The following is a 19803-nucleotide window of genomic DNA, read 5'->3' as shown; positions in this document are numbered from 1 at the left end:
CCGTGTCAAACCAACCAATTACTGATATGATCGAGACAATTGAACGTTATGCGCAACTACAACCAGACTATCCGGTTTACAATGTCCTTGGTGAGGAGCATACCTATGGCCAATTGAAGGCTGATTCAGATAGCTTGGCTGCCCACATCGACCAAATGGGACTTCCTGAAAAGTCACCTGTAGTGGTCTTTGGTGGTCAAGAATATGAAATGTTAGCAACCTTTGTGGCCTTGACAAAATCTGGCCATGCCTATATCCCAATTGATAGCCACTCTGCCTTGGAGCGCGTGTCTGCCATTGTTGAAGTAGCAGAGCCAAGCTTGATTATTGCCATCAATGAATTTCCATTGGAAAACCCAGCTGCTCCAATCATGTCCTTGGAGCAAGTGCGTGAAGCTTATGCGGCTCAGCATGCCTATGACTTGAAACATCCGGTCAAAGGGGATGATAACTACTACATCATCTTTACCTCAGGGACAACTGGGAAACCAAAAGGGGTGCAAATTTCGCACGATAACTTGCTCAGCTTTACCAACTGGATGATTACGGACAAGGAATTTGCAACGCCAGAGCGTCCGCAAATGTTGGCGCAACCGCCCTATTCCTTTGACTTGTCTGTCATGTACTGGGCACCGACCTTGGCTCTTGGAGGAACCCTTTTTGCTCTTCCATCAGCCATTACTCAAGACTTCAAACAACTCTTCGCGACCATCTTTTCCCTTCCGATTGCGATCTGGACTTCAACACCATCTTTCGCAGATATGGCCATGTTGTCTGAAGATTTCAATGCTGAAAAGATGCCAGGAATCACCCATTTCTACTTTGATGGAGAAGAGTTGACCGTTAAAACCGCTCAAAAATTGCGCGAGCGTTTCCCAAATGCGCGTATCATCAATGCTTACGGGCCAACAGAAGCAACTGTAGCTCTTTCGGCTGTAGCCGTAACAGATGAGATGTTAGCGACTTTGAAACGTCTACCAATTGGTTATACCAAAGAAGATTCTCCAACCTTCATTATTGATGAGGCAGGAAACAAATTGCCAAATGGTGAACAAGGGGAGATCATCGTATCTGGCCCAGCCGTTTCAAAAGGTTATATGAATAATCCAGAGAAAACAGCAGAAGCCTTCTTCGAATTTGAAGGTCTTCCAGCCTACCATACGGGAGATGTCGGAACCATGACGGATGAAGGCCTTCTTCTCTATGGTGGTCGGATGGACTTCCAAATCAAGTTTAACGGTTATCGGATCGAGCTAGAGGATGTCTCTCAAAACTTGAATAAATCGAAGTATATTGACTCAGCAGTCGCAGTACCGCGTTATAATAAAGATCACAAGGTCCAAAATCTCTTGGCCTATGTCATCTTAAAAGAGGGCGTCAAAGAACAATTTGAGCGCGAAATTGATATCACGAAAGCCATTAAGGAAGATTTAGAAAACATCATGATGTCTTATATGATGCCTTCAAAATTCCTCTATCGTGACAGCCTGCCATTAACACCAAACGGGAAAATCGACATCAAAGGGTTGATTAGCGAGGTTAACAACCGATGATCGAGTTTTTGAAACAGCTCCCTCATTTAGAACACTATGGAACACCGATCTATTTTATCTACCTCATTCTAGCCTTTTTACCGATCTTTGTGGGTCTCTTTTTCAAAAAGAGATTTCCGGTATATGAAGGACTGGTGAGTCTGATCTTTATCATTTTGATGCTGACAGGTTCGAATCTCAAGCAAATTTATGCCCTGCTCTTTTACGTAGTCTGGCAAATCTTGATTGTGTATTCCTACAAGATCTATCGTCAGAAAGCGGACAACAAGTGGATTTTCTATCTTCATTCCTTCTTGTCTGTCTTGCCCCTGATCTTTGTTAAGGTAGAGCCAGCGATCAAGAATGGGCACCAATCCTTGTTTGGATTTTTAGGGATTTCGTATTTAACCTTCCGAGCTGTCGGAATGATCATCGAAATGCGAGATGGTGTCTTGAAAGAATTCACACTCTGGGAATTCTTACGCTTTATGCTCTTTATGCCGACCTTCTCAAGTGGGCCGATTGATCGTTTCAAGCGTTTTAATGAGGATTATAAAACCATTCCTGAGCGTGAAGAATTATTGGATATGTTGGAGCAAGCTGTTAAGTATATCATGTATGGCTTCCTTTATAAATTTATCCTAGCTCATATTTTTGGCCACTTATTGTTAGGACATGTGCAGACCTATGCCTTGTCTCAAGGTGGATTCTTCAATATCGGAACGCTGGGAGTCATGTATGTCTATGGCTTTGACCTTTTCTTTGACTTTGCGGGCTATTCGATGTTTGCTTTAGCAGCTTCAAATCTGATGGGAATTAAAAGTCCCATCAACTTTGATCGTCCCTTTAAATCACGTGACTTAAAGGAATTCTGGAATCGTTGGCATATGAGTTTATCTTTCTGGTTCCGTGATTTTGTCTTTATGCGTCTCGTGATGGTATTGATGCGCAATAAAGTATTCAAGAGCCGAATTACCACCTCAAATGTTGCCTATATTATCAATATGTTGGTCATGGGCTTCTGGCACGGGGTGACTTGGTACTACATCGCTTATGGGCTCTTCCATGGGCTTGGACTGGTTATCAATGATGCTTGGATTCGTAAGAAAAAGACCATCAATAAAGAAAGAAAAGCAAAAGGATTGGATCCTATACCGGACAATCGTTGGACCAAAGCTTTAGGGATCTTTATCACCTTTAACACAGTGATGCTGTCCTTCCTGATTTTCTCAGGATTCTTGGATCAACAATGGTTTCCAAAATTGAAATAAAAGGAGAATAGAAAAATGGATGTAAAATCACAAGTAATTGAAATTATTGACGAATTGTTTATGGAAGATGTCTCAGACATGATGGATGAGGATCTCTTTGATGCGGGTGTCCTTGATAGTATGGGAACAGTCGAATTGATTGTAGAACTGGAAAATCGCTTTGGCATCCGTGTTCCTGTATCTGAATTTGGACGTGATGATTGGAATACTGCTAACAAGATCGTAGAAGGTGTAACGGAGCTTCAGAATGCTTAAGCGTTTGTGGCTGATTTTAGGGCCCGTATTTTGCGCGCTCCTCATGGTAACAGCTTTATTATTCTTTTATCCAATTAATCATAAGCACAACTATACCGAAGAGAAAAAAGCTGCGGTTAGTCTGAATGCAGAAGGATTCAAGAGTCGTACAAAGAAACAAGAAGCACTTTCTGATCCACAGCATCGATTTGTTCCTTATTTCGGCTCCAGTGAGTGGTTGCGTTTTGATGTGGTGCATCCAGCAGTTTTGGCTGAAAAATATGACCGCAATTACAGACCCTACTTTTTAGGAGAACGTGGTGCGGCTTCTTTGAACCAATATTTTGGAATGCAACAGATTTTGCCAGAACTCAAGGACAATACAGCTGTTTATGTAGTTTCTCCGCAATGGTTCACCAAGAAGGGCTATGATTCCTCTGCCTTTCAACAATTCTTTAATAGCGATCAGTTGAATAGCTTTATTGCCAATCATAAACAGGATGCTGCATCCCAGTATGCTGCAAAGCGTCTATTACAACAGTATCCAAACGTCGCTTTTCAAAGTGTTGTAACGAAAATTTCTCAAGGAAAGAAAATTTCCGGATTTGATCAGTCTTTGAACCAGTTTGTTTCCCACCTTGTCCAACGCGAAGATGCTTTGTTTAGTAATCTTGCAACGCGTACAAATGGGAATTATGATCAGAAGGTTAAAAAACGTCTACAAGATTTACCAGATCAATTCTCATATGAGAAATTGGAAGAAATTGCAACGGCTGAAGCAAAAGTCAAAACCAATAACAACGACCTTGGAATCAGCAATCATTTTTACAATACTCGTTTAAAAATGAAGTTGAAGAAACTAAAAGGTTTCCAAAAAAACGAATCCTATGTTCAATCTCCTGAGTACAATGACTTGCAGTTGGTTCTAGACCAGTTTGCTAAATCTCGGACCAATGTTATCTTTGTCATTCCTCCAGTTAATGCCAAATGGATGAAATACACAGGCTTGAGCCAAGAAAAGTATGAACAGGCTGTTCAAAAGATTCGTTACCAATTGGAAAGTCAAGGATTCACCAATATTGCAGACTTTTCTAAAGATGGTGATCAGCCTTACTTTATGGAAGATACGATTCATATGGGATGGAATGGTTGGCTAGCCTTTGATAAAGCGGTCAATCCCTTTGTCACAAAGGCTGAAAAAGCACCAACTTACCATCTAAATGATCGCTTCTTCAGCAAAGACTGGGCCCAATATAAAGGGACACCAGACGAATTTAAATAATGCTTGATCAAAGGGGGCAGGATCAAATCCTGGCTCCTTGATTTGTGAGGAAAGTGACGAGAAAGTAACAATAAGCAAGAGAGTTATCCACAGTCTGTGGGAAACTTACTTGTAAATGGATGAAAACAAGTCCTGGTGCTGATGACGCTTCCTTTTTTGAGGGGGCAATAGGTGAAAGTTATCCACATTTTTGTGGATAAGTGATAAAAAACAGTGGATAAGTCAGCTGGTTTGTGAAAAGGAGAATAGTGTGAAAAAAATTTGGTTTTACGCAATCGTTCAGGGAATTGTGATCTTTTTTATTGTGGGTGGCATGACCTATGTACTTAGGGGAGATTTCTTTTTCCGCTACCTATCCCCTATTTTTGGACTAGCAGCAGCTGTCTTGCGATTTGGGACGGCGACTTTAATGAAGGTGCTAGCACCTACTCTCTACGATGATCCCAAAAAGAAAGAAGAGAGCCACGATAATTAAAGAAGTTGGTGACTGAAAAAGTTGAGCTAAAGGCCACTTTCTGCTGGTCTTTATGGTAAAATAGAAGGAAGAATATTAGTTTGGAGATTAATTAGAAATGAAACGTTCAATGTATGCTGGACGTGTTCGTGAAGAACACATTGGAACTCGTATTACCTTGAAAGGATGGGTTAGCCGTCGTCGTGACTTGGGTGGTTTGATCTTTATCGATCTACGCGACCGCGAAGGAATCATGCAATTGGTGATCAATCCAGAAACAGTTAGTGCAGAAGTGATGGCTACAGCTGAAAGCATCCGTAGTGAATATGTTGTAGAAGTGACAGGTCTTGTAGAAGCTCGTGAACAAGCTAATCCAAACTTGCCTACAGGAGCAGTAGAACTCAAGGTAGAAGCTATTACGGTTCTCAATACCGCTAAAACAACACCATTTGAAATCAAGGACGGTATTGAAGCCAATGATGATACTCGTCTTCGTTACCGCTACTTAGACCTTCGTCGTCCTGAGATGTTGGAAAACCTCAAACTCCGTGCAAAAGTGACCCATTCAATCCGCAATTACTTAGATGAATTAGAATTTATTGATGTGGAAACACCCTTTCTTTCTAAGTCAACTCCAGAAGGAGCACGTGACTACTTGGTTCCTTCCCGTGTCAATAAGGGTCATTTCTATGCCCTTCCACAAAGTCCTCAGATTACAAAACAATTGTTGATGAATGCCGGTTTTGATCGCTATTATCAAATCGTGAAGTGTTTCCGTGATGAGGATTTACGGGGAGACCGTCAACCTGAGTTTACACAAGTCGACTTGGAAACTTCTTTCTTGAGTGATCAAGAAATCCAGGATATCACAGAAGGCTTGATTTCACGTGTCATGAAAGAAACCAAGGGAATTGAAGTAACACTCCCATTCCCACGGATGAATTATGATGAGGCTATGGCCTTGTATGGTTCAGATAAACCAGATACACGTTTTGACATGTTGCTCCAAGACTTGACAGAGCTTGTCAAGGGTGTAGACTTCAAAGTCTTCTCAGAAGCTCCAGCAGTTAAGGCGATTGTTGTCAAAGGTGCAGCGGATCATTACTCTCGTAAAGACATCGATAAATTGACAGAAGTTGCGAAGCAATACGGTGCAAAAGGTCTTGCTTGGGTGAAATATGCTGAAGGTGCTTTGAACGGTCCTGTTGCGAAGTTCTTGACAGACTTGACAAGTGACTTGACAGCTGCTTTACAGTTAGAAGACAAGGATCTAGTTCTCTTTGTAGCAGATACTCTTGAAGTAGCCAATGCAACGCTTGGTGCTTTGCGTGTTCGTCTTGCGAAAGAGCTTGACTTGATTGACAACAATCAATACAACTTCCTTTGGGTAGTGGATTGGCCAATGTTTGAATGGTCTGAAGAAGAAGTCCGTTATATGTCTGCTCACCATCCATTTACACTCCCACAAGCTGAAACAGAGCATGAATTGGAAGGCGATCTTTCAAAAGTTCGAGCAATTGCCTATGATATCGTCTTAAATGGCTATGAATTAGGTGGAGGAAGCCTACGGATTAATCATAAAGATTTACAAGAACGGATGTTTAAGGCACTTGGATTTACAAAAGAAGCTGCCAATGAACAATTTGGTTTCTTGTTGGAAGCAATGGATTATGGTTTCCCACCACATGGAGGATTGGCGCTTGGATTAGACCGCTTCGTGATGCTCCTTGCAGGTGAGGATAATATTCGGGAAGTAATTGCCTTTCCTAAGAATAACAAGGCGACAGATCCAATGACACAAGCTCCTTCTGTCGTTTCTGAAAAGCAGTTGGATGAGTTAAATCTTCAAGTAGAAGTAGCAGAGCAAGAATAGGACAAGAGAGAAAAGGGAAAGTCTAGGAATCAGTTGCTCTAAGATTTACCTTTTCTACTAATCGATGGATTGAAAATGAAAAAAACTCGCTTTCATAAGCTATTTCGCTATCATGTGCGACGACTAGCTTATAACATTAAATTATTGCGCGTGCTGAAGAGCATCTCCCGTGAGAAATACGATGAAAAAGTGTCAGCTTCCTTGCTGTATGGTTTTCTATCAGCGATTGCCGTCAACTTCTTCTTTCAACCAGGACATGTATACTCCAGCGGTGCAACAGGGCTAGCTCAGATTTTATCTGTTCTGAGCCAACGCTTTATTGGCTTTACGATTCCCGTTTCCTTGACCTTTTATGCCATCAATATCCCTTTGATGATTGTGGCTTGGTATCAAATTGGCCATAAATTTACCATCTTTACCTTTATTACGGTTTCGATGAGTTCCCTCTTTATTCAGTTCGTGCCAGTGATTACGTTGACCAACGATCCGATCATGAATGCCCTATTTGGTGGGGTTGTCATGGGAACAGGGATTGGTTTTGCTCTTCGGAACAACATTTCCAGTGGGGGAACGGATATTGTCAGTTTGACGATTCGAAAACGGACAGGAAAGAATGTCGGCAGTATCTCCTTTTTGGTCAATGGGACCATTATGTTGATCGCTGGTCTGACCTTTGGTTGGAAGTATGCTCTTTACTCTATGATTACCATCTTCGTATCGAGTCGAGTAACGGATGCTGTCTTTACCAAGCAAAAACGGATGCAGGCAATGATCGTAACGAGCCAGCCGGATGCCATTATTGAAAAGATTCATAAAAAATTGCATCGTGGAGCAACCATTATCCACAATGCAGAGGGAACCTATAACCATCAGGAAAAAGCGGTTCTGCTGACAGTTATTACGCGTGCAGAGTTTAATGAATTCAAATATATTATGAAAAAAGCTGATCCTCAGGCTTTTATCACCATTTCAGAAAACGTTCATATCATTGGACGCTTTGTGGAAACAGAAGAATAAAAATAAAGGTCACCACATTGTGGTGACCTTTATTTTGTTGATTCAGTTTCGTGGAGAAGGAGCCAACTATGGGCAGGAATAGAAAGTTCCTTTCCTTTAGGAATAGGCGCTTGGAGGTTGGCATGAGGATAGGCAAATAACAGCTGGCTATCGCTCGGATGTTGATAGGTCTTTTCTTGATCACCGATATTGACGAGAATCGTTATTTTTTCACGATCTTTCTCAATCGTGTAGATCAAATGATGATCAGACAACCATTTGACATCACAGTAGTCGCGAATCTCTTGCCCTTTTTTCAAACGAAGGAGTGGCTGTGATTTCCGATAAGCAATCAATTCTTCAAGAAAAGCAATTTCTTCTTGGCATTTTGAAAGGGATGTCCAGTCCAATTGGTTGAGACTATCTGGCAAGTTATAGGTGTTGTCTTCGAGCCCTTTTGTGCGGTAAAATTCTTGACCAGCATGGATAAAAGGTACACCTTGGGATAATAATACCAAATGAAGAGCGAGGCGTGAGAGAGCTTTTCGCTCCTCTAGACGAATCTCTTCTTTTTCAAGTTGGAAATAATCAAAAACAGTTGCATTGTCATGGCATTCGACGTACTGAATGGCTTGTTGAGGTTGGATGAAATGAGCAGGTCCTACTTTCCCGACATTTGCTGTTAGGATATTAGAAAAATCATTGGCTGGATGTTGACTATCACGACGGTGATCGGCTAAGAGTGTTCTCTTGACCGTATCCCGGAAATTATCACTGAAAAAGCCAAAATCTGGTAATCGTTTTGAGTTGTACTGGTGAGCGAGCTGGTCTTCAGAGAGGCCTGTATCCATCTTCCACCCTTCGCCATAGAGATAGACTTTAGGATAGATTTCACGGAGCTCCTCTGCAATCTCTGTCATGGTTTGAATGTCTAAGATTCCCATCAAGTCAAAGCGAAAACCATCAAAGCCGTAGAGGGAAACCCATTGTTTGAGAGATTGTTTGATATAGTGTCTCACCATGGAGCGTTCACTTGCTACGTCATTTCCACAGAAGGTTCCATTGGTCCGCTCTCCTTCTGCATTATAGCGGTAGAAATAACCGGGTACGATTTGTTCAAATGCATACTCATCGGCCTGGTAGACGTGATTGTAGACTACATCCATGATAACACTAAGATTAGATTGGTGATAGGTTGCAATAGCATCTTGGAGTTCCCAAATCCGTGCATAAGGATCGTTGGGGTCACTGGCATAGCTGCCTTCTGGAACATTGTATTGAACAGGATCATAGCCCCAGTTGTAGGCTTTCCATTGATCCTCTTCATCGACACTACCGAAATCGTAAACTGGAAGTAACTGTACATGGGTAATGCCCAGTTTTTGAAGGTAATCAAATCCAAGGATCTGGCCATTTAGTTGGGGCGATTCTGTCAAGCCTTTAAACTTACCAGGATGCTTAAAGCCAGCCTCTTTTTGGACAGAGAAATCACGAACGCTCATCTCGTAAATGATTGCTTCTGTTGGGTCTAATTGACGAGTGGCACGCGTGATAGGACGTGTGATCTTCTTCCGGTCGATGACCAAGCTATCTCCAGAGTTGGCCAAAGAGGATAGAGCATAGGGATCGTGAATCCGACGTTCTAGGCCATTGACACGAAACTCATAGTGGTAGGCAGCTCCTTCCCAATCCCCTTTGAGCACGAGTTCCCAGACACCGTTTTCTGTACGATTCATCGGATAGACCTGATCTTCGATATGGAGACTCACATCTTGCGAAATCGGTGCCCAGAATTTAAATTGCGTCTGACGTGGTGTGTAGAAACTTCCTAGATCTTCTCCAGTATAGGTGAAGGTTTGATCGAAAATGGGTTTGCGAACGATGTTTCGATAGTGGAGTATAGAAGAATTTCCAGTAGCATCGTAGATGGTGTACTCTTCTCCGAGTTCAAGTGGAATAGGGCTTAAGAAATAGTCTCCTGTGTCAGTCGCTGCACTTGACGTTTTGACAGGGATTAAGGCAAGATGACCTTGGTTCGTTTTCAAATAAAAAGGAAGGATATGCTCCTCTCCCTTTTGGATACGAATCAGGTCTTGGTCATCTAAATAAGCAGTAAATGTAGACATAAAGACTCCTAAAGTTTCGTAATGGTATGGTCAATCAATTGACGGTAGCAGACGGTTTTTCCTTCTTTGTGATCTTTGATGATTTGAAGGATGGTCCGGACAGATTCACGCCCGAGTTCCACCGCATTGATGTCAATATAGGCTTCAATATCGAGTCGTGGCTTGATCGAATCAAAGGAAATAATCGGGATTGTCAGCTGATGTTCTAATAGGTATTGGCGCACCCCTTCAGCAACGAGAATATCGGTTGTCATGATGGCATCTAACTCTGCTAGGGGAAGGCTCTCCATCATTTGATAAGAATTGTCTTCCAACATAAAACCAAATGAGAAATGAACCAGTTTTTCATCGAGAGGAATCCCTGCTTTTTGGAGGGCTTCTTTATAACCTTCGTAGCGGTCTTGAGATACGAACAGTTCTTTGTTTCCCCCGATAAAAGCAATTTTTCGGTAGTTTTGTTGAATGAAATAATCCGTCGCATCAAATGCAGCCTTGATATTATCATTATCCACTAGCGATACAAAAGGTGAAGCTGCCTTTCCGAGAATGAGGAAGGGGAACTTGTCTTTGATCGCAAATTCAACGAGGGGATCATTCGGGTTGGAATAAAGGAAAATCAAACCATCTACACGATTTCCGTAGATGAGTTGTTTGAGGTTGTCGAGCCGCCGTTCTTCATTTTGCCCCGTACAGATTTGGATGGCATAATCATTGTCTGACGCGATCTGGGTAATCCCTCTTAAAACAGTTGGGAAGAAAGGATTCTGGTAGAAGACGTCACTGTCGATTGGTAGGACCAAAGCAATGACTTGACTAGATTGGCTGACAAGGCTGCGAGCATTAAGATTGGGATGGTAGTCCAATTCGACCATGGCCTCACGGACACGTTTTTTTGTTTCATCACTAATCGTGGATTTGTTTTGGATGACGCGCGTGACAGTTGAAGGCGCGACGCCAGCGAGTTTCGCCACATCTTTGATGGTAACACGCATGAGAAAACCTCCTAGCGGTGATAGTCTGGATCACGGAAGTGGGTCTTATAAAATACCATAGCAAGATAGAGTACAAATAAGACATTTTGGATCATGATCGTCGTAGTAAATACTTGATGGAATAGTAAACTGATGAAGACACTCAGTAAAATAGGGAGTCCCAAGCAATTCAGAATACAATTGAAACATTCCTTGAAAGTTTGTAGTGAAAAGAGTCGAGATTTTCGTGTCAAGTAGAGGAAGAAAGATGCCCCTACGATGAGAATCAAATAATTGACTGTCGATAAGAAGCCAGAGAAAATCACGAGAAAGAGACTGACAGGGAGTCGATTGTCGCGAAACCAATCGCTAGAGATAGCTTGAGTGAAGCTTTTTTTATCCCGAAGGCTCTCTTGATTAATAGCCTGGTATGAGACTGTAGCGAGTTCTTTATTCTCTTTTGAGATAATCAATTGTTTGCGATCAAAATGGAGTGTTAACTCCTTGCCTTCACTAGCCTTTGCCTCTTGGCCTAAGATAACCTGTCCTTTTGAAGTCTTGTGTACAGGGTTAGTCCCTGTATAGGTGAGCTCTTGGTCTTTGATCACGACGTGTTCTTGGATATCTTTCATAACGTCTGTTGATAAAGGATCAAACACATCGCTAACAAAGGTTGTCAAAGGATAGGTTTTGAGTTGAGCATTTTGCAGAGCCACAGGTAATAGTGTGATAGAGATTAGAAAGAAAGAAGTAAAAATCATTTGGAACCAGCTCAGTTTTTTGCGGTTTGCAAAAGAAGAGCGGAAATTGAAGATACTTGCGAAATAATTAAAAGGATAGGGCATAAGATGACCTTTCTAAATATAAGAGTATCAGAAATGCAAAGAGAAATCTCTTTGCATTGATTTTATTCTTAACGAAGGGTAGTAAAGCATCCACCATACTACCCTCAACTTAAAAATAAAATGTGCTTGAAATAAGATTCTATTTTATCCTTTATCTCCACCAGCTGTCAAGCCTGAAACAAAGTTCTTTTGTAGGAAGAAGAATAAGATACAGATTGGAACCGCGATCAAAATAGCACCGGCTGCAAAGAAGGCGATTTTTTGATTTTTTTGGTCACTGATAAAGGTTTGAAGACCAACGGCTACCGTATAGTTCACTTCGTCACGAAGCAAGAATTTAGACAAGATATAGTCTCCGAAAGGCCCCATGAAAGCCCAAAGTGCTTGAACGGCAATCATTGGACGAACAAGAGGAAGGACGATTTGCCAGAAGCGACGGAAGTGTCCAGCTCCATCCAATTTCGCAGATTCATCGAGGGAAATTGGAACAGTATCAAAGTATCCCTTCATCAACCAGGCATTCATTGGAATACCACCACCAACATAAAGGAAGATCAAGAACCAAGGTTGGTTCAAGGCATTCAGCATCAAAGCCATAACGAAGAAGGCTGTGAGGGCTGCCATGGTTGGGACCATTTGAATAATCAAGAAGAAGACCAAACTTTGTTTACGCGCCAAGAAATTGTAACGGCTGTATGCGTAACCTGCGAAGGTAACGATACTTGTTTGTACAATCATGGTGATAATGGCGATAACCAAGGTGTTCATATACCAAGTGCCATAATGGGTTTCAGAGAAAAGTTTTGAGAAGTTATCAAAACTAAGATTGCCACTAAAATCAAGTGTAAAGGCACTGACATTCCCTGATTTGAAGGCTGATAGAACCGTAATCAACAATGGATAAATGATAACGATTGAAAGAACCACCATGTACAGGTAAGTCAAGAAATGATTGAGGCGGCGTTTAAATTGAACTGAATTTTTCATTTTATACATCCTCCATATCAAATGCATGTAGTTTCTTGAAGGCAACCATAGAGATTGAGATCACAATCACAGAGATAATCAAGGTTACCGCTGCAGCCATTGAATATTGAGGAGAAGAATTGGTTGTCAACTTGTAGATCCATGAGATCAAGATATCTGTAGATCCGGCGTTTCCTCCGACAGAACCAGGTCCCCCATCGTTAAACAAGTAAATGATGGAGAAGTTATTAAAGTTGAAGGTATATTGACTGATCAAAGTTGGAGCTGCAACAGCCATAATCATTGGGAAAGTGATGCTGCGGAATTTTTGCCAACCGTTGGCACCATCAATATAAGCAGCTTCGTAAAGATCGTTTGGAATCGATTGAAGAATCCCTAAAGTCAAGACGTAGATGTAAGGGAAGCCGAGCCAACCTTGCATCATAATCAAAGCAATTTTTGTCCAGGTAGGATCTGTTTTCCAAGGAATCAAAACGCCATCTAAGAATGGGAAGATCTTCGCAAACAATGGGATAACTTGTGCATTGATAGCACCGACACTATCGTTAAACATATTTGAGAAAGTTAGGATAGTGATGAAGGCTGGAACAGCCCAAGGAAGCAAGAAGATAACCCCAAAGATTCGTTTTCCTTTTACGAATGGTTGGTTTGCAACAATAGCGGTCAAGATACCGAGTACGATTTGAAGAGTAGAAGCTGCGAGGGCCCAAATCAAGGTCCAGCCAAGAACCGATGTAAAGGCTGAGCGGAAGGTACTCAAGGTCCACATATTAGTGAAGTTTTGGAACCCGATCCAATCAAGCAAGGTTGTTGGAGCGGTATGTTTGAAGTCGTAGTTGGTAAAGGCGATCATCAAAGTTACTAAAACTGGGAAGATAATCGCAAATGTCATAGCAATGTATGAAGGAATAATCAATAAATATGGGAAGCCATTTTCATAGATGGCTTGAACCATTTCTTTCAAGGTTTTTGGAACGGCAATCCCGTTGTTGATGCGTTTAGCAACTGTTCCAGCATCCTTAATATTTAAGGCATAAAATAGGAAGTAAACAACAGTGATGATCAAGTGGAAGGCGCCACGAATCAAGATAAAGAGAGAATTATCTTGTCCACGGACGGTTCCAAGTGTAACCAATTTCGCTAATTCTCCAGCTCCAATTCCTAGGAAATAGGCGAGAAAGAGAATGGTTACGGCAAGAAAAATATAGCCTTTGGTTTTTTGTTTGTTATAAATTTGCCCAAGACCCGGGATCAAAGAGAGCCACATAGCCTTTTTAGGGTTTTGTTCTGTAGTCATTCAAATCTCCTTATAATGTCCTTGCTAGAGAGCAAGAAGACAAGTCAGACAGTAAGTTGTGCTTGAAAATTGAACATAAGAGGTTGGGACTTTGTCTCCAACCTCTTACTCACACCTAAAAACTGTCTTATTTGCTACCGAATTTTTGTTCGATGGTTTCTTTAATCAATTTCACTGCATCGTCAGCAGATGCTTTTGCAGATTTTTTACCACTTACAGCATCGAAAAGCATAGTAGCAGCTGGATCCCAAACAGCACTCATTTCTGAGATATTTGGCATTGGTTGAGCATTCTTGAATTGATCAACAACGGCAGTTGTCAATTCATCGTTTTTGCTAACCGCATATTTACGAGCTTCTGTGTTGGCAGGAACTTCATTGGTCTTGTCAAACAAAGCTTTTTGTTGGTCAGTACTTGTCAAGAAGTCAATGAATTTTTGAGCGCCATCAAGGTTTTTCGCACCTGCAGGGATAACCCAAGCTTTACCACCACCAAAGGCAGAGTATTGTTTTCCGTTTGGAAGAGTTGGAATCGTTGCGACACCGTAGTTTACTTTAGCTTCTTTCAATGAAGCAGCTTTCCAAGGACCATCGATGATAGCAGCTGTTTTACCTTCTTGGAATTGTGTTTGGATGAAGTTAGCAGCAGCTTTTGTATCTTGCAAACCTTTTGGCCATTTAGCATACCAAGTTTTTGCATATTCGATACCATCGATAGAACCTTGGTTGTTCAATCCAATATCTTTAGGATCTGTACCGTCTTTACCAAACACATAACCGCCGTTACCTGAAAGTAAACCGTAAGTGTAGTAGAAGTTTGTCCAGTCAGCTAAGAAGGCAGTTGTTTTACCAGGTTCGCTAGCGAAGTCGTACTTGCTATCTTTTGCAAGATTTTCAAGATCACCAAATGTTTTTGGAGCTTCGCTTACAAGATCTTTGTTATAGTAGAGAACCAATGTTTCGATGACAGCAGGTGCACCGTAAACTTTACCACCGTTTGTTACAAGAGCTTCAGTTGTTTTATCTGTATGGCTATCTTTGTTTAATGTCACTTCAGCCAATTGACCATCGCTACCAAGACCACCTACACGGTCGTATGGTGCCATCATAACGTCTGGAGCTTTTTTAGATTGGTTATCAAGAGAAAGGTTATCCAATCCACCAAGAGCATCACCAGTCTTGATGTTAATTTTTACGCCATTTTCTTTTTCAAAAGCTTTTGCAGCTTCTTCAACATAAGATTTGTAGCCTTTGTCTACATAGACGTTGATTTCTTTACTTGCCTCAGAAGAACCTGATGAGTTATTGCTACAAGCAGCAAGTAAGAAGCCGGCAAAACCAACTGTACCAAGTACAGCAGCACTACGTAAAATTGTACGTTTCATGATTTATTCCTCCTAAAGAATAAAAAAAGATAATAATTAGAAACCGTTTTAGACAAACGTTTTCCTAAAACGACTTAAGTATATCACAAGGCGAAAACGTTTGCAAGTGATTTTGAGAAAATTTTTTAAAAATATTTTAATTCTAAACTTTCTTCTATAAAAACCGCTAATTCATTGACAATGCTAATAATAAATACTAAACTAGTGATAAGGGGCTTTTTTAAAAAAGATATAAAGTTTTTTAAGAAACCCCTTGCAGAAAATATGGAAAAAGTTTATAATGACATGGTACGCAAACGTTTTCGCAAAAATTGCGTAAACTGAGTTGCGCCTGTTCGATTTTAACAAAGAGTAGAGCCGCTTGAGAGCTGGATACGACTCTGCAACGATACCCATACCGTGCACCGAATCGCAGGCTTCAAAGAAATAAAAAGAGGTGGTAACCCATGAAAAAACGTCAAAGTGGTGTTTTGATGCACATTTCTTCCCTTCCTGGACAATACGGAATCGGATCATTCGGACAATCAGCATATGATTTTGTTGATTTCCTCGTTCGGACCAAGCAACGTTACTGGCAAATCTTGCCGCTTGGTACAACTAGTTATGGAGATTCTCCATACCAATCTTTCTCAGCTTTTGCTGGGAACACTCATTTTATTGATTTCGATCTTTTGATCGAGCAAGGTTTGTTAACAGAAGCAGACCTTAAAGGAGTGGACTTTGGTCAAGATCCTACTCAAGTGGATTATGCAAAGGTTTTCGAACAACGTCGTCCCTTGCTTGAAAAAGCAGTTGCGAATTTCTTAAAATCAAGTGATCAAAAAGAATTCCAAGAATTTTGTGAAGCCAATGCTTCTTGGTTGGAGCTCTTCGCAGAATACATGGCTATTAAAGAACACTTTGATTTGAAAGCTTGGACAGAGTGGCCAGATGCAGCTATTCGTGCGCGTGAGCCAAAAGCTTTGGCTAAATACCGTGAAGAATTGGCTGATAAATTGACTTACCATCGTGTAACTCAATTCTTCTTCTTCCAACAATGGTTGGCCTTGAAAGCTTATGCCAACGACCACCACATTGAAATTGTGGGAGATATGCCAATCTATGTAGCGGAAGATTCAAGCGACATGTGGGCTAATCCTCATCTCTTCAAAACAGATGAAAACGGAAAAGCAACTTGCATTGCAGGATGCCCGCCAGATGAGTTCTCCGCAACTGGTCAACTTTGGGGGAACCCAATCTATGACTGGGAAGCAATGGACAAAGATGGCTACCAATGGTGGATTGAACGCTTGCGTGAAAGCTTCAAGATCTATGACATCGTTCGGATCGACCACTTCCGTGGTTTCGAATCATACTGGGAAATCCCTGCTGGTTCTGAAACTGCAGCACCAGGTAAATGGGTCAAAGGTCCTGGCTACAAACTCTTTGCAGCCGTGAAGGAAGAGCTCGGTGATTTGAACATCATCGCTGAGGACCTTGGTTTCATGACAGACGGAGTCATCGAACTTCGTGAACGCACTGGCTTCCCAGGAATGAAGATTCTTCAATTCGCCTTCAATCCTGACGATGAAAGTATCGATAGCCCTCACTTGGCACCAAACAACTCTGTGATGTACACTGGAACACATGATAACAACACAGTTCTTGGATGGTACCGCAATGAAATCGACGATCCAACTCGTGAGTATCTTGCTCGTTATACCAACCGGAAAGAGTACGAATCTGTACCGCATGCGATGCTTCGCACCGTCTTTGCTTCCGTCAGCTTCATGGCGATTGCTACGATGCAAGACTTGCTTGAGTTAGATGGCTCAGCTCGGATGAACTTCCCATCAACTCTTGGTGGTAACTGGTCATGGCGAATGACAGCGGATCAATTGACTCCAGCTGTTGAGCAAGAATTGCTTGATTTCACTACGATCTATCGTCGTGAAAATAAAGACTTGAAAAAAGAAGTTAAGAAAGCAAAAAAATAATCTTTCCCCCTATTAAAATTGTTGAAACAAAGGAGACTCCCAACATGGAATCATTACAAAAATATGTGATTGATCATCATCAAAAAACAATTGCTGAATGTTCAAATGAAGAATTGTACATTGCCTTGCTAAATTATACCAAGCAAGCAAGCGCTCAAAAGAAATTAAATACTGGTAAGAAAAAAGTTTACTACATCTCAGCTGAGTTCTTGATCGGTAAACTCTTGTCTAACAACTTGATCAACTTGGGTCTTTACGACGATGTTAAAAAAGAATTGTCAGATGCTGGTAAAGACTTGATCGAAGTCGAAGAAGTGGAATTGGAACCATCACTTGGTAACGGTGGTTTGGGACGTTTGGCAGCCTGCTTTATCGACTCTATCTCAAGCCTTGGTTTGACAGGGGATGGGGTTGGTTTGAACTACCACTTTGGTTTGTTCCAACAAGTCCTTAAAAACAACCAACAAGAAACGATTCCAAATGCATGGTTGACTGACCAAAGCTGGCTCGTTCGTTCAAGCCGTAGCTACCAAGTGCCATTTGCACACTTCACATTGACTTCTACCCTTTATGATATCGATGTCCCTGGTTACAAGATTGAAACCAAGAACCGTTTGCGTTTGTTCGACTTGGATTCAGTTGATTCATCTATTATTGAAGATGGTATTAACTTTGACAAGACAGATATCGCTCGCAACTTGACCCTCTTCTTGTACCCAGATGATAGTAACCGTCAAGGGGAATTGCTCCGTATCTTCCAACAATACTTCATGGTATCAAACGGTGCACAATTGATCATCGACGAAGCCATCGAAAAAGGAAGCAACTTGCATGACCTTGCTGACTATGCTGTTGTCCAAATCAACGATACTCACCCATCAATGGTCATCCCTGAATTGATCCGTCTTTTGACAGAACGTGGTATTGGAATGGATGAAGCCATCTCTATCGTTCGTAGCATGACGGCTTACACTAACCACACAATCCTTGCAGAAGCCCTTGAAAAATGGCCACTTGAATTCTTGCAAGAAGTGGTTCCTCACTTGGTTCCAATCATTGAAGAATTGGACCGCCGTGTTCGCGCTGAATACAAAGATCCAGCTGTTCAAATCATCGATGAGAATGATCGCGTACACATGGCGCACATGGATATCCACTATGGATTTAGCGTAAACGGGGTAGCAGCACTTCACACAGAAATCTTGAAGAATTCTGAGTTGAAAGCCTTCTACGACATTTACCCTGAAAAATTCAACAACAAAACAAACGGTATCACATTCCGTCGTTGGCTCATGCATGCCAACCCAACCTTGTCACACTACTTGGATGATATCCTCGGACGTGACTGGCACCATGACGCATCTAAATTGGAAGACCTTCTTTCTTATGAAGATAAAGATGCAGTCAAAGCAAAATTGGAAAACATCAAGTCTCACAACAAACGGAAATTGGCTCGTTTCTTGAAAGACCATCAAGGTGTGGAAATCAATCCTAACTCTATCTTTGATACCCAAATCAAACGTCTCCACGAATACAAACGTCAACAAATGAACGCTTTGTATGTGATCCACAAATACTTGGACATCAAAGCTGGAAATATCCCTGCTCGCCCAATCACTGTTCTCTTTGGTGGTAAAGCAGCTCCTGCCTACACCATTGCACAAGATATTATCCACTTGATCCTTTGCTTGTCTGAAGTGATTGCAAACGATCCAGCAGTAGCTCCACACTTGCAAGTCGTTATGGTAGAAAACTACAACGTGACTGCTGCAAGCTACTTGATTCCAGCTAGCGATATTTCTGAGCAAATCTCCCTTGCTTCTAAGGAAGCTTCAGGTACTGGTAACATGAAATTCATGTTGAATGGTGCGTTGACACTTGGTACTATGGATGGAGCAAACGTGGAAATCGCTGAATTGGTTGGACGTGATAACATCTACATCTTCGGTGAAGATTCAGAAACTGTAATCGATCTATATGAGAAATCAGCATACAAATCAGCGGACTTCTATGAACGTGAAGCTATCAAACCATTGGTAGACTTCATTATCAGCGATGCCGTTCTTGCAGTTGGTAACAAGGAACGCTTGACTCGTCTTCACAAGGAATTGATCAACAAAGACTGGTTCATGACTCTTCTTGACTTGGAAGACTACATTGTAACCAAAGAACGCATGTTGGCTGATTACGAAGACCGTGATGCATGGTTGGATCAAGTTATCGTAAACATTGCTAAAGCAGGATTCTTCTCATCTGACCGTACGATCGCTCAGTACAATGAAGATATCTGGCACTTAAACTAATCATTAGTTGTTAGACCAAGGTCCATAAGACCTTGGTCTTTTTCATTACTTCTCATTTGGGAGAAGAAATGGAGCTAGTTTAGGGAATGGACACTCTGCAAAAAGTGTTGTTTTTTTGAATTTTGCGACCCCTAAAGGGAAAAAATTACATAATTTTTATTTCAGTCTTCAAATCTAATTTATTGGTATAAAAAAATACTTCCCTTTAAAAAGCCTTTCGGTGAAATTTATAAAAAGAGAAAGTGTCTTGAAAACCCTTGAGAATAAAGGAT

15 protein-coding genes are annotated in these 19803 nt (G+C 41.4%); 9 read left to right on the top strand and 6 right to left on the bottom strand.

From position 1 onward, the window contains the following. Positions 1 to 2: 2 nt before the first annotated feature. The 7 genes from dltA to QM870_RS08370 all read left to right on the top strand — a co-directional run bounded on the left by dltA (position 3) and on the right by QM870_RS08370 (position 7663). The gene (gene dltA, locus QM870_RS08400; RefSeq protein WP_021154127.1) at positions 3 to 1553 is read left to right on the top strand and encodes a D-alanine--poly(phosphoribitol) ligase subunit DltA; all 1551 of its coding nucleotides are present in this window, start codon (positions 3 to 5) and stop codon (positions 1551 to 1553) included. After that, positions 1550 to 2803: a D-alanyl-lipoteichoic acid biosynthesis protein DltB gene (gene dltB / locus QM870_RS08395; protein ID WP_070464736.1), complete on the top strand. Its 1254-nt coding sequence runs from the start codon at positions 1550 to 1552 to the stop codon at positions 2801 to 2803. Before dltA ends, dltB begins: the two co-directional genes overlap by 4 nt. Positions 2804 to 2818: 15 nt before the next feature. After that, positions 2819 to 3058, top strand: a complete 240-nt coding sequence (dltC, locus tag QM870_RS08390) for a D-alanine--poly(phosphoribitol) ligase subunit DltC (protein WP_003002265.1) — start codon at positions 2819 to 2821, stop codon at positions 3056 to 3058. Next, entirely contained in the window at positions 3051 to 4319 is a 1269-nt protein-coding gene (gene dltD, locus QM870_RS08385) for a D-alanyl-lipoteichoic acid biosynthesis protein DltD (RefSeq protein ID WP_251457990.1), read from the top strand. Before dltC ends, dltD begins: the two co-directional genes overlap by 8 nt. A gap of 250 nt (positions 4320 to 4569) precedes the next feature. Beyond that, the gene (locus QM870_RS08380) at positions 4570 to 4794 is read left to right on the top strand and encodes a hypothetical protein (protein ID WP_021154124.1); all 225 of its coding nucleotides are present in this window, start codon (positions 4570 to 4572) and stop codon (positions 4792 to 4794) included. A gap of 97 nt (positions 4795 to 4891) precedes the next feature. After that, positions 4892 to 6646, top strand: a complete 1755-nt coding sequence (gene aspS / locus QM870_RS08375; RefSeq protein WP_303469055.1) for an aspartate--tRNA ligase — start codon at positions 4892 to 4894, stop codon at positions 6644 to 6646. A 75-nt stretch (positions 6647 to 6721) separates the two neighbouring features. Continuing rightward, positions 6722 to 7663 (top strand): YitT family protein, encoded by a 942-nt coding sequence (locus tag QM870_RS08370; protein WP_021154122.1) that lies wholly within the window; start codon positions 6722 to 6724, stop codon positions 7661 to 7663. Between the two features lie 29 nt (positions 7664 to 7692). Here the strand turns inward: QM870_RS08370 and pulA are convergent, their stop codons facing one another. From pulA to QM870_RS08340, 6 genes are all read right to left on the bottom strand, one after another. Continuing rightward, on the bottom strand, positions 7693 to 9768 hold the full coding sequence (gene pulA / locus QM870_RS08365; RefSeq protein WP_414369284.1) for a type I pullulanase: 2076 nt from the start codon (positions 9766 to 9768) through the stop codon (positions 7693 to 7695). An 8-nt stretch (positions 9769 to 9776) separates the two neighbouring features. Next, on the bottom strand, positions 9777 to 10760 hold the full coding sequence (locus QM870_RS08360; protein WP_013904333.1) for a LacI family DNA-binding transcriptional regulator: 984 nt from the start codon (positions 10758 to 10760) through the stop codon (positions 9777 to 9779). 11 nt (positions 10761 to 10771) lie between these two features. Further along, positions 10772 to 11584 carry a DUF1189 family protein gene (locus QM870_RS08355; protein ID WP_021154118.1) on the bottom strand — a complete coding sequence of 271 codons (813 nt, stop codon included), beginning with the start codon at positions 11582 to 11584 and terminating at the stop codon, positions 10772 to 10774. Positions 11585 to 11728: 144 nt separating this feature from the next. Next, complete coding sequence (locus tag QM870_RS08350) at positions 11729 to 12571, bottom strand: sugar ABC transporter permease (protein ID WP_021154117.1); 843 nt, start codon at positions 12569 to 12571, stop codon at positions 11729 to 11731. Between the two features lies 1 nt (position 12572). Beyond that, positions 12573 to 13868 carry a sugar ABC transporter permease gene (locus tag QM870_RS08345; RefSeq protein ID WP_023919930.1) on the bottom strand — a complete coding sequence of 432 codons (1296 nt, stop codon included), beginning with the start codon at positions 13866 to 13868 and terminating at the stop codon, positions 12573 to 12575. Between the two features lie 127 nt (positions 13869 to 13995). After that, entirely contained in the window at positions 13996 to 15252 is a 1257-nt protein-coding gene (locus QM870_RS08340) for an extracellular solute-binding protein (RefSeq protein ID WP_023919928.1), read from the bottom strand. 446 nt (positions 15253 to 15698) lie between these two features. Here QM870_RS08340 and malQ point away from each other — a divergent pair, with 446 nt between their 5' ends. Together malQ and glgP are read left to right on the top strand one after the other, a co-directional pair. Next, on the top strand, positions 15699 to 17228 hold the full coding sequence (malQ, locus tag QM870_RS08335; RefSeq protein WP_201037420.1) for a 4-alpha-glucanotransferase: 1530 nt from the start codon (positions 15699 to 15701) through the stop codon (positions 17226 to 17228). Positions 17229 to 17272: 44 nt separating this feature from the next. Then, positions 17273 to 19531, top strand: a complete 2259-nt coding sequence (gene glgP, locus QM870_RS08330) for a glycogen/starch/alpha-glucan family phosphorylase (RefSeq protein ID WP_049471794.1) — start codon at positions 17273 to 17275, stop codon at positions 19529 to 19531. The last annotated feature ends 272 nt before the right edge of the window (positions 19532 to 19803 follow it).

The sequence above is a fragment of the Streptococcus parasanguinis genome (genome assembly GCF_047463195.1).
Taxonomy (GTDB): domain Bacteria; phylum Bacillota; class Bacilli; order Lactobacillales; family Streptococcaceae; genus Streptococcus; species Streptococcus parasanguinis_R.
This window is presented reverse-complemented; position numbering and strand designations above follow the sequence as displayed.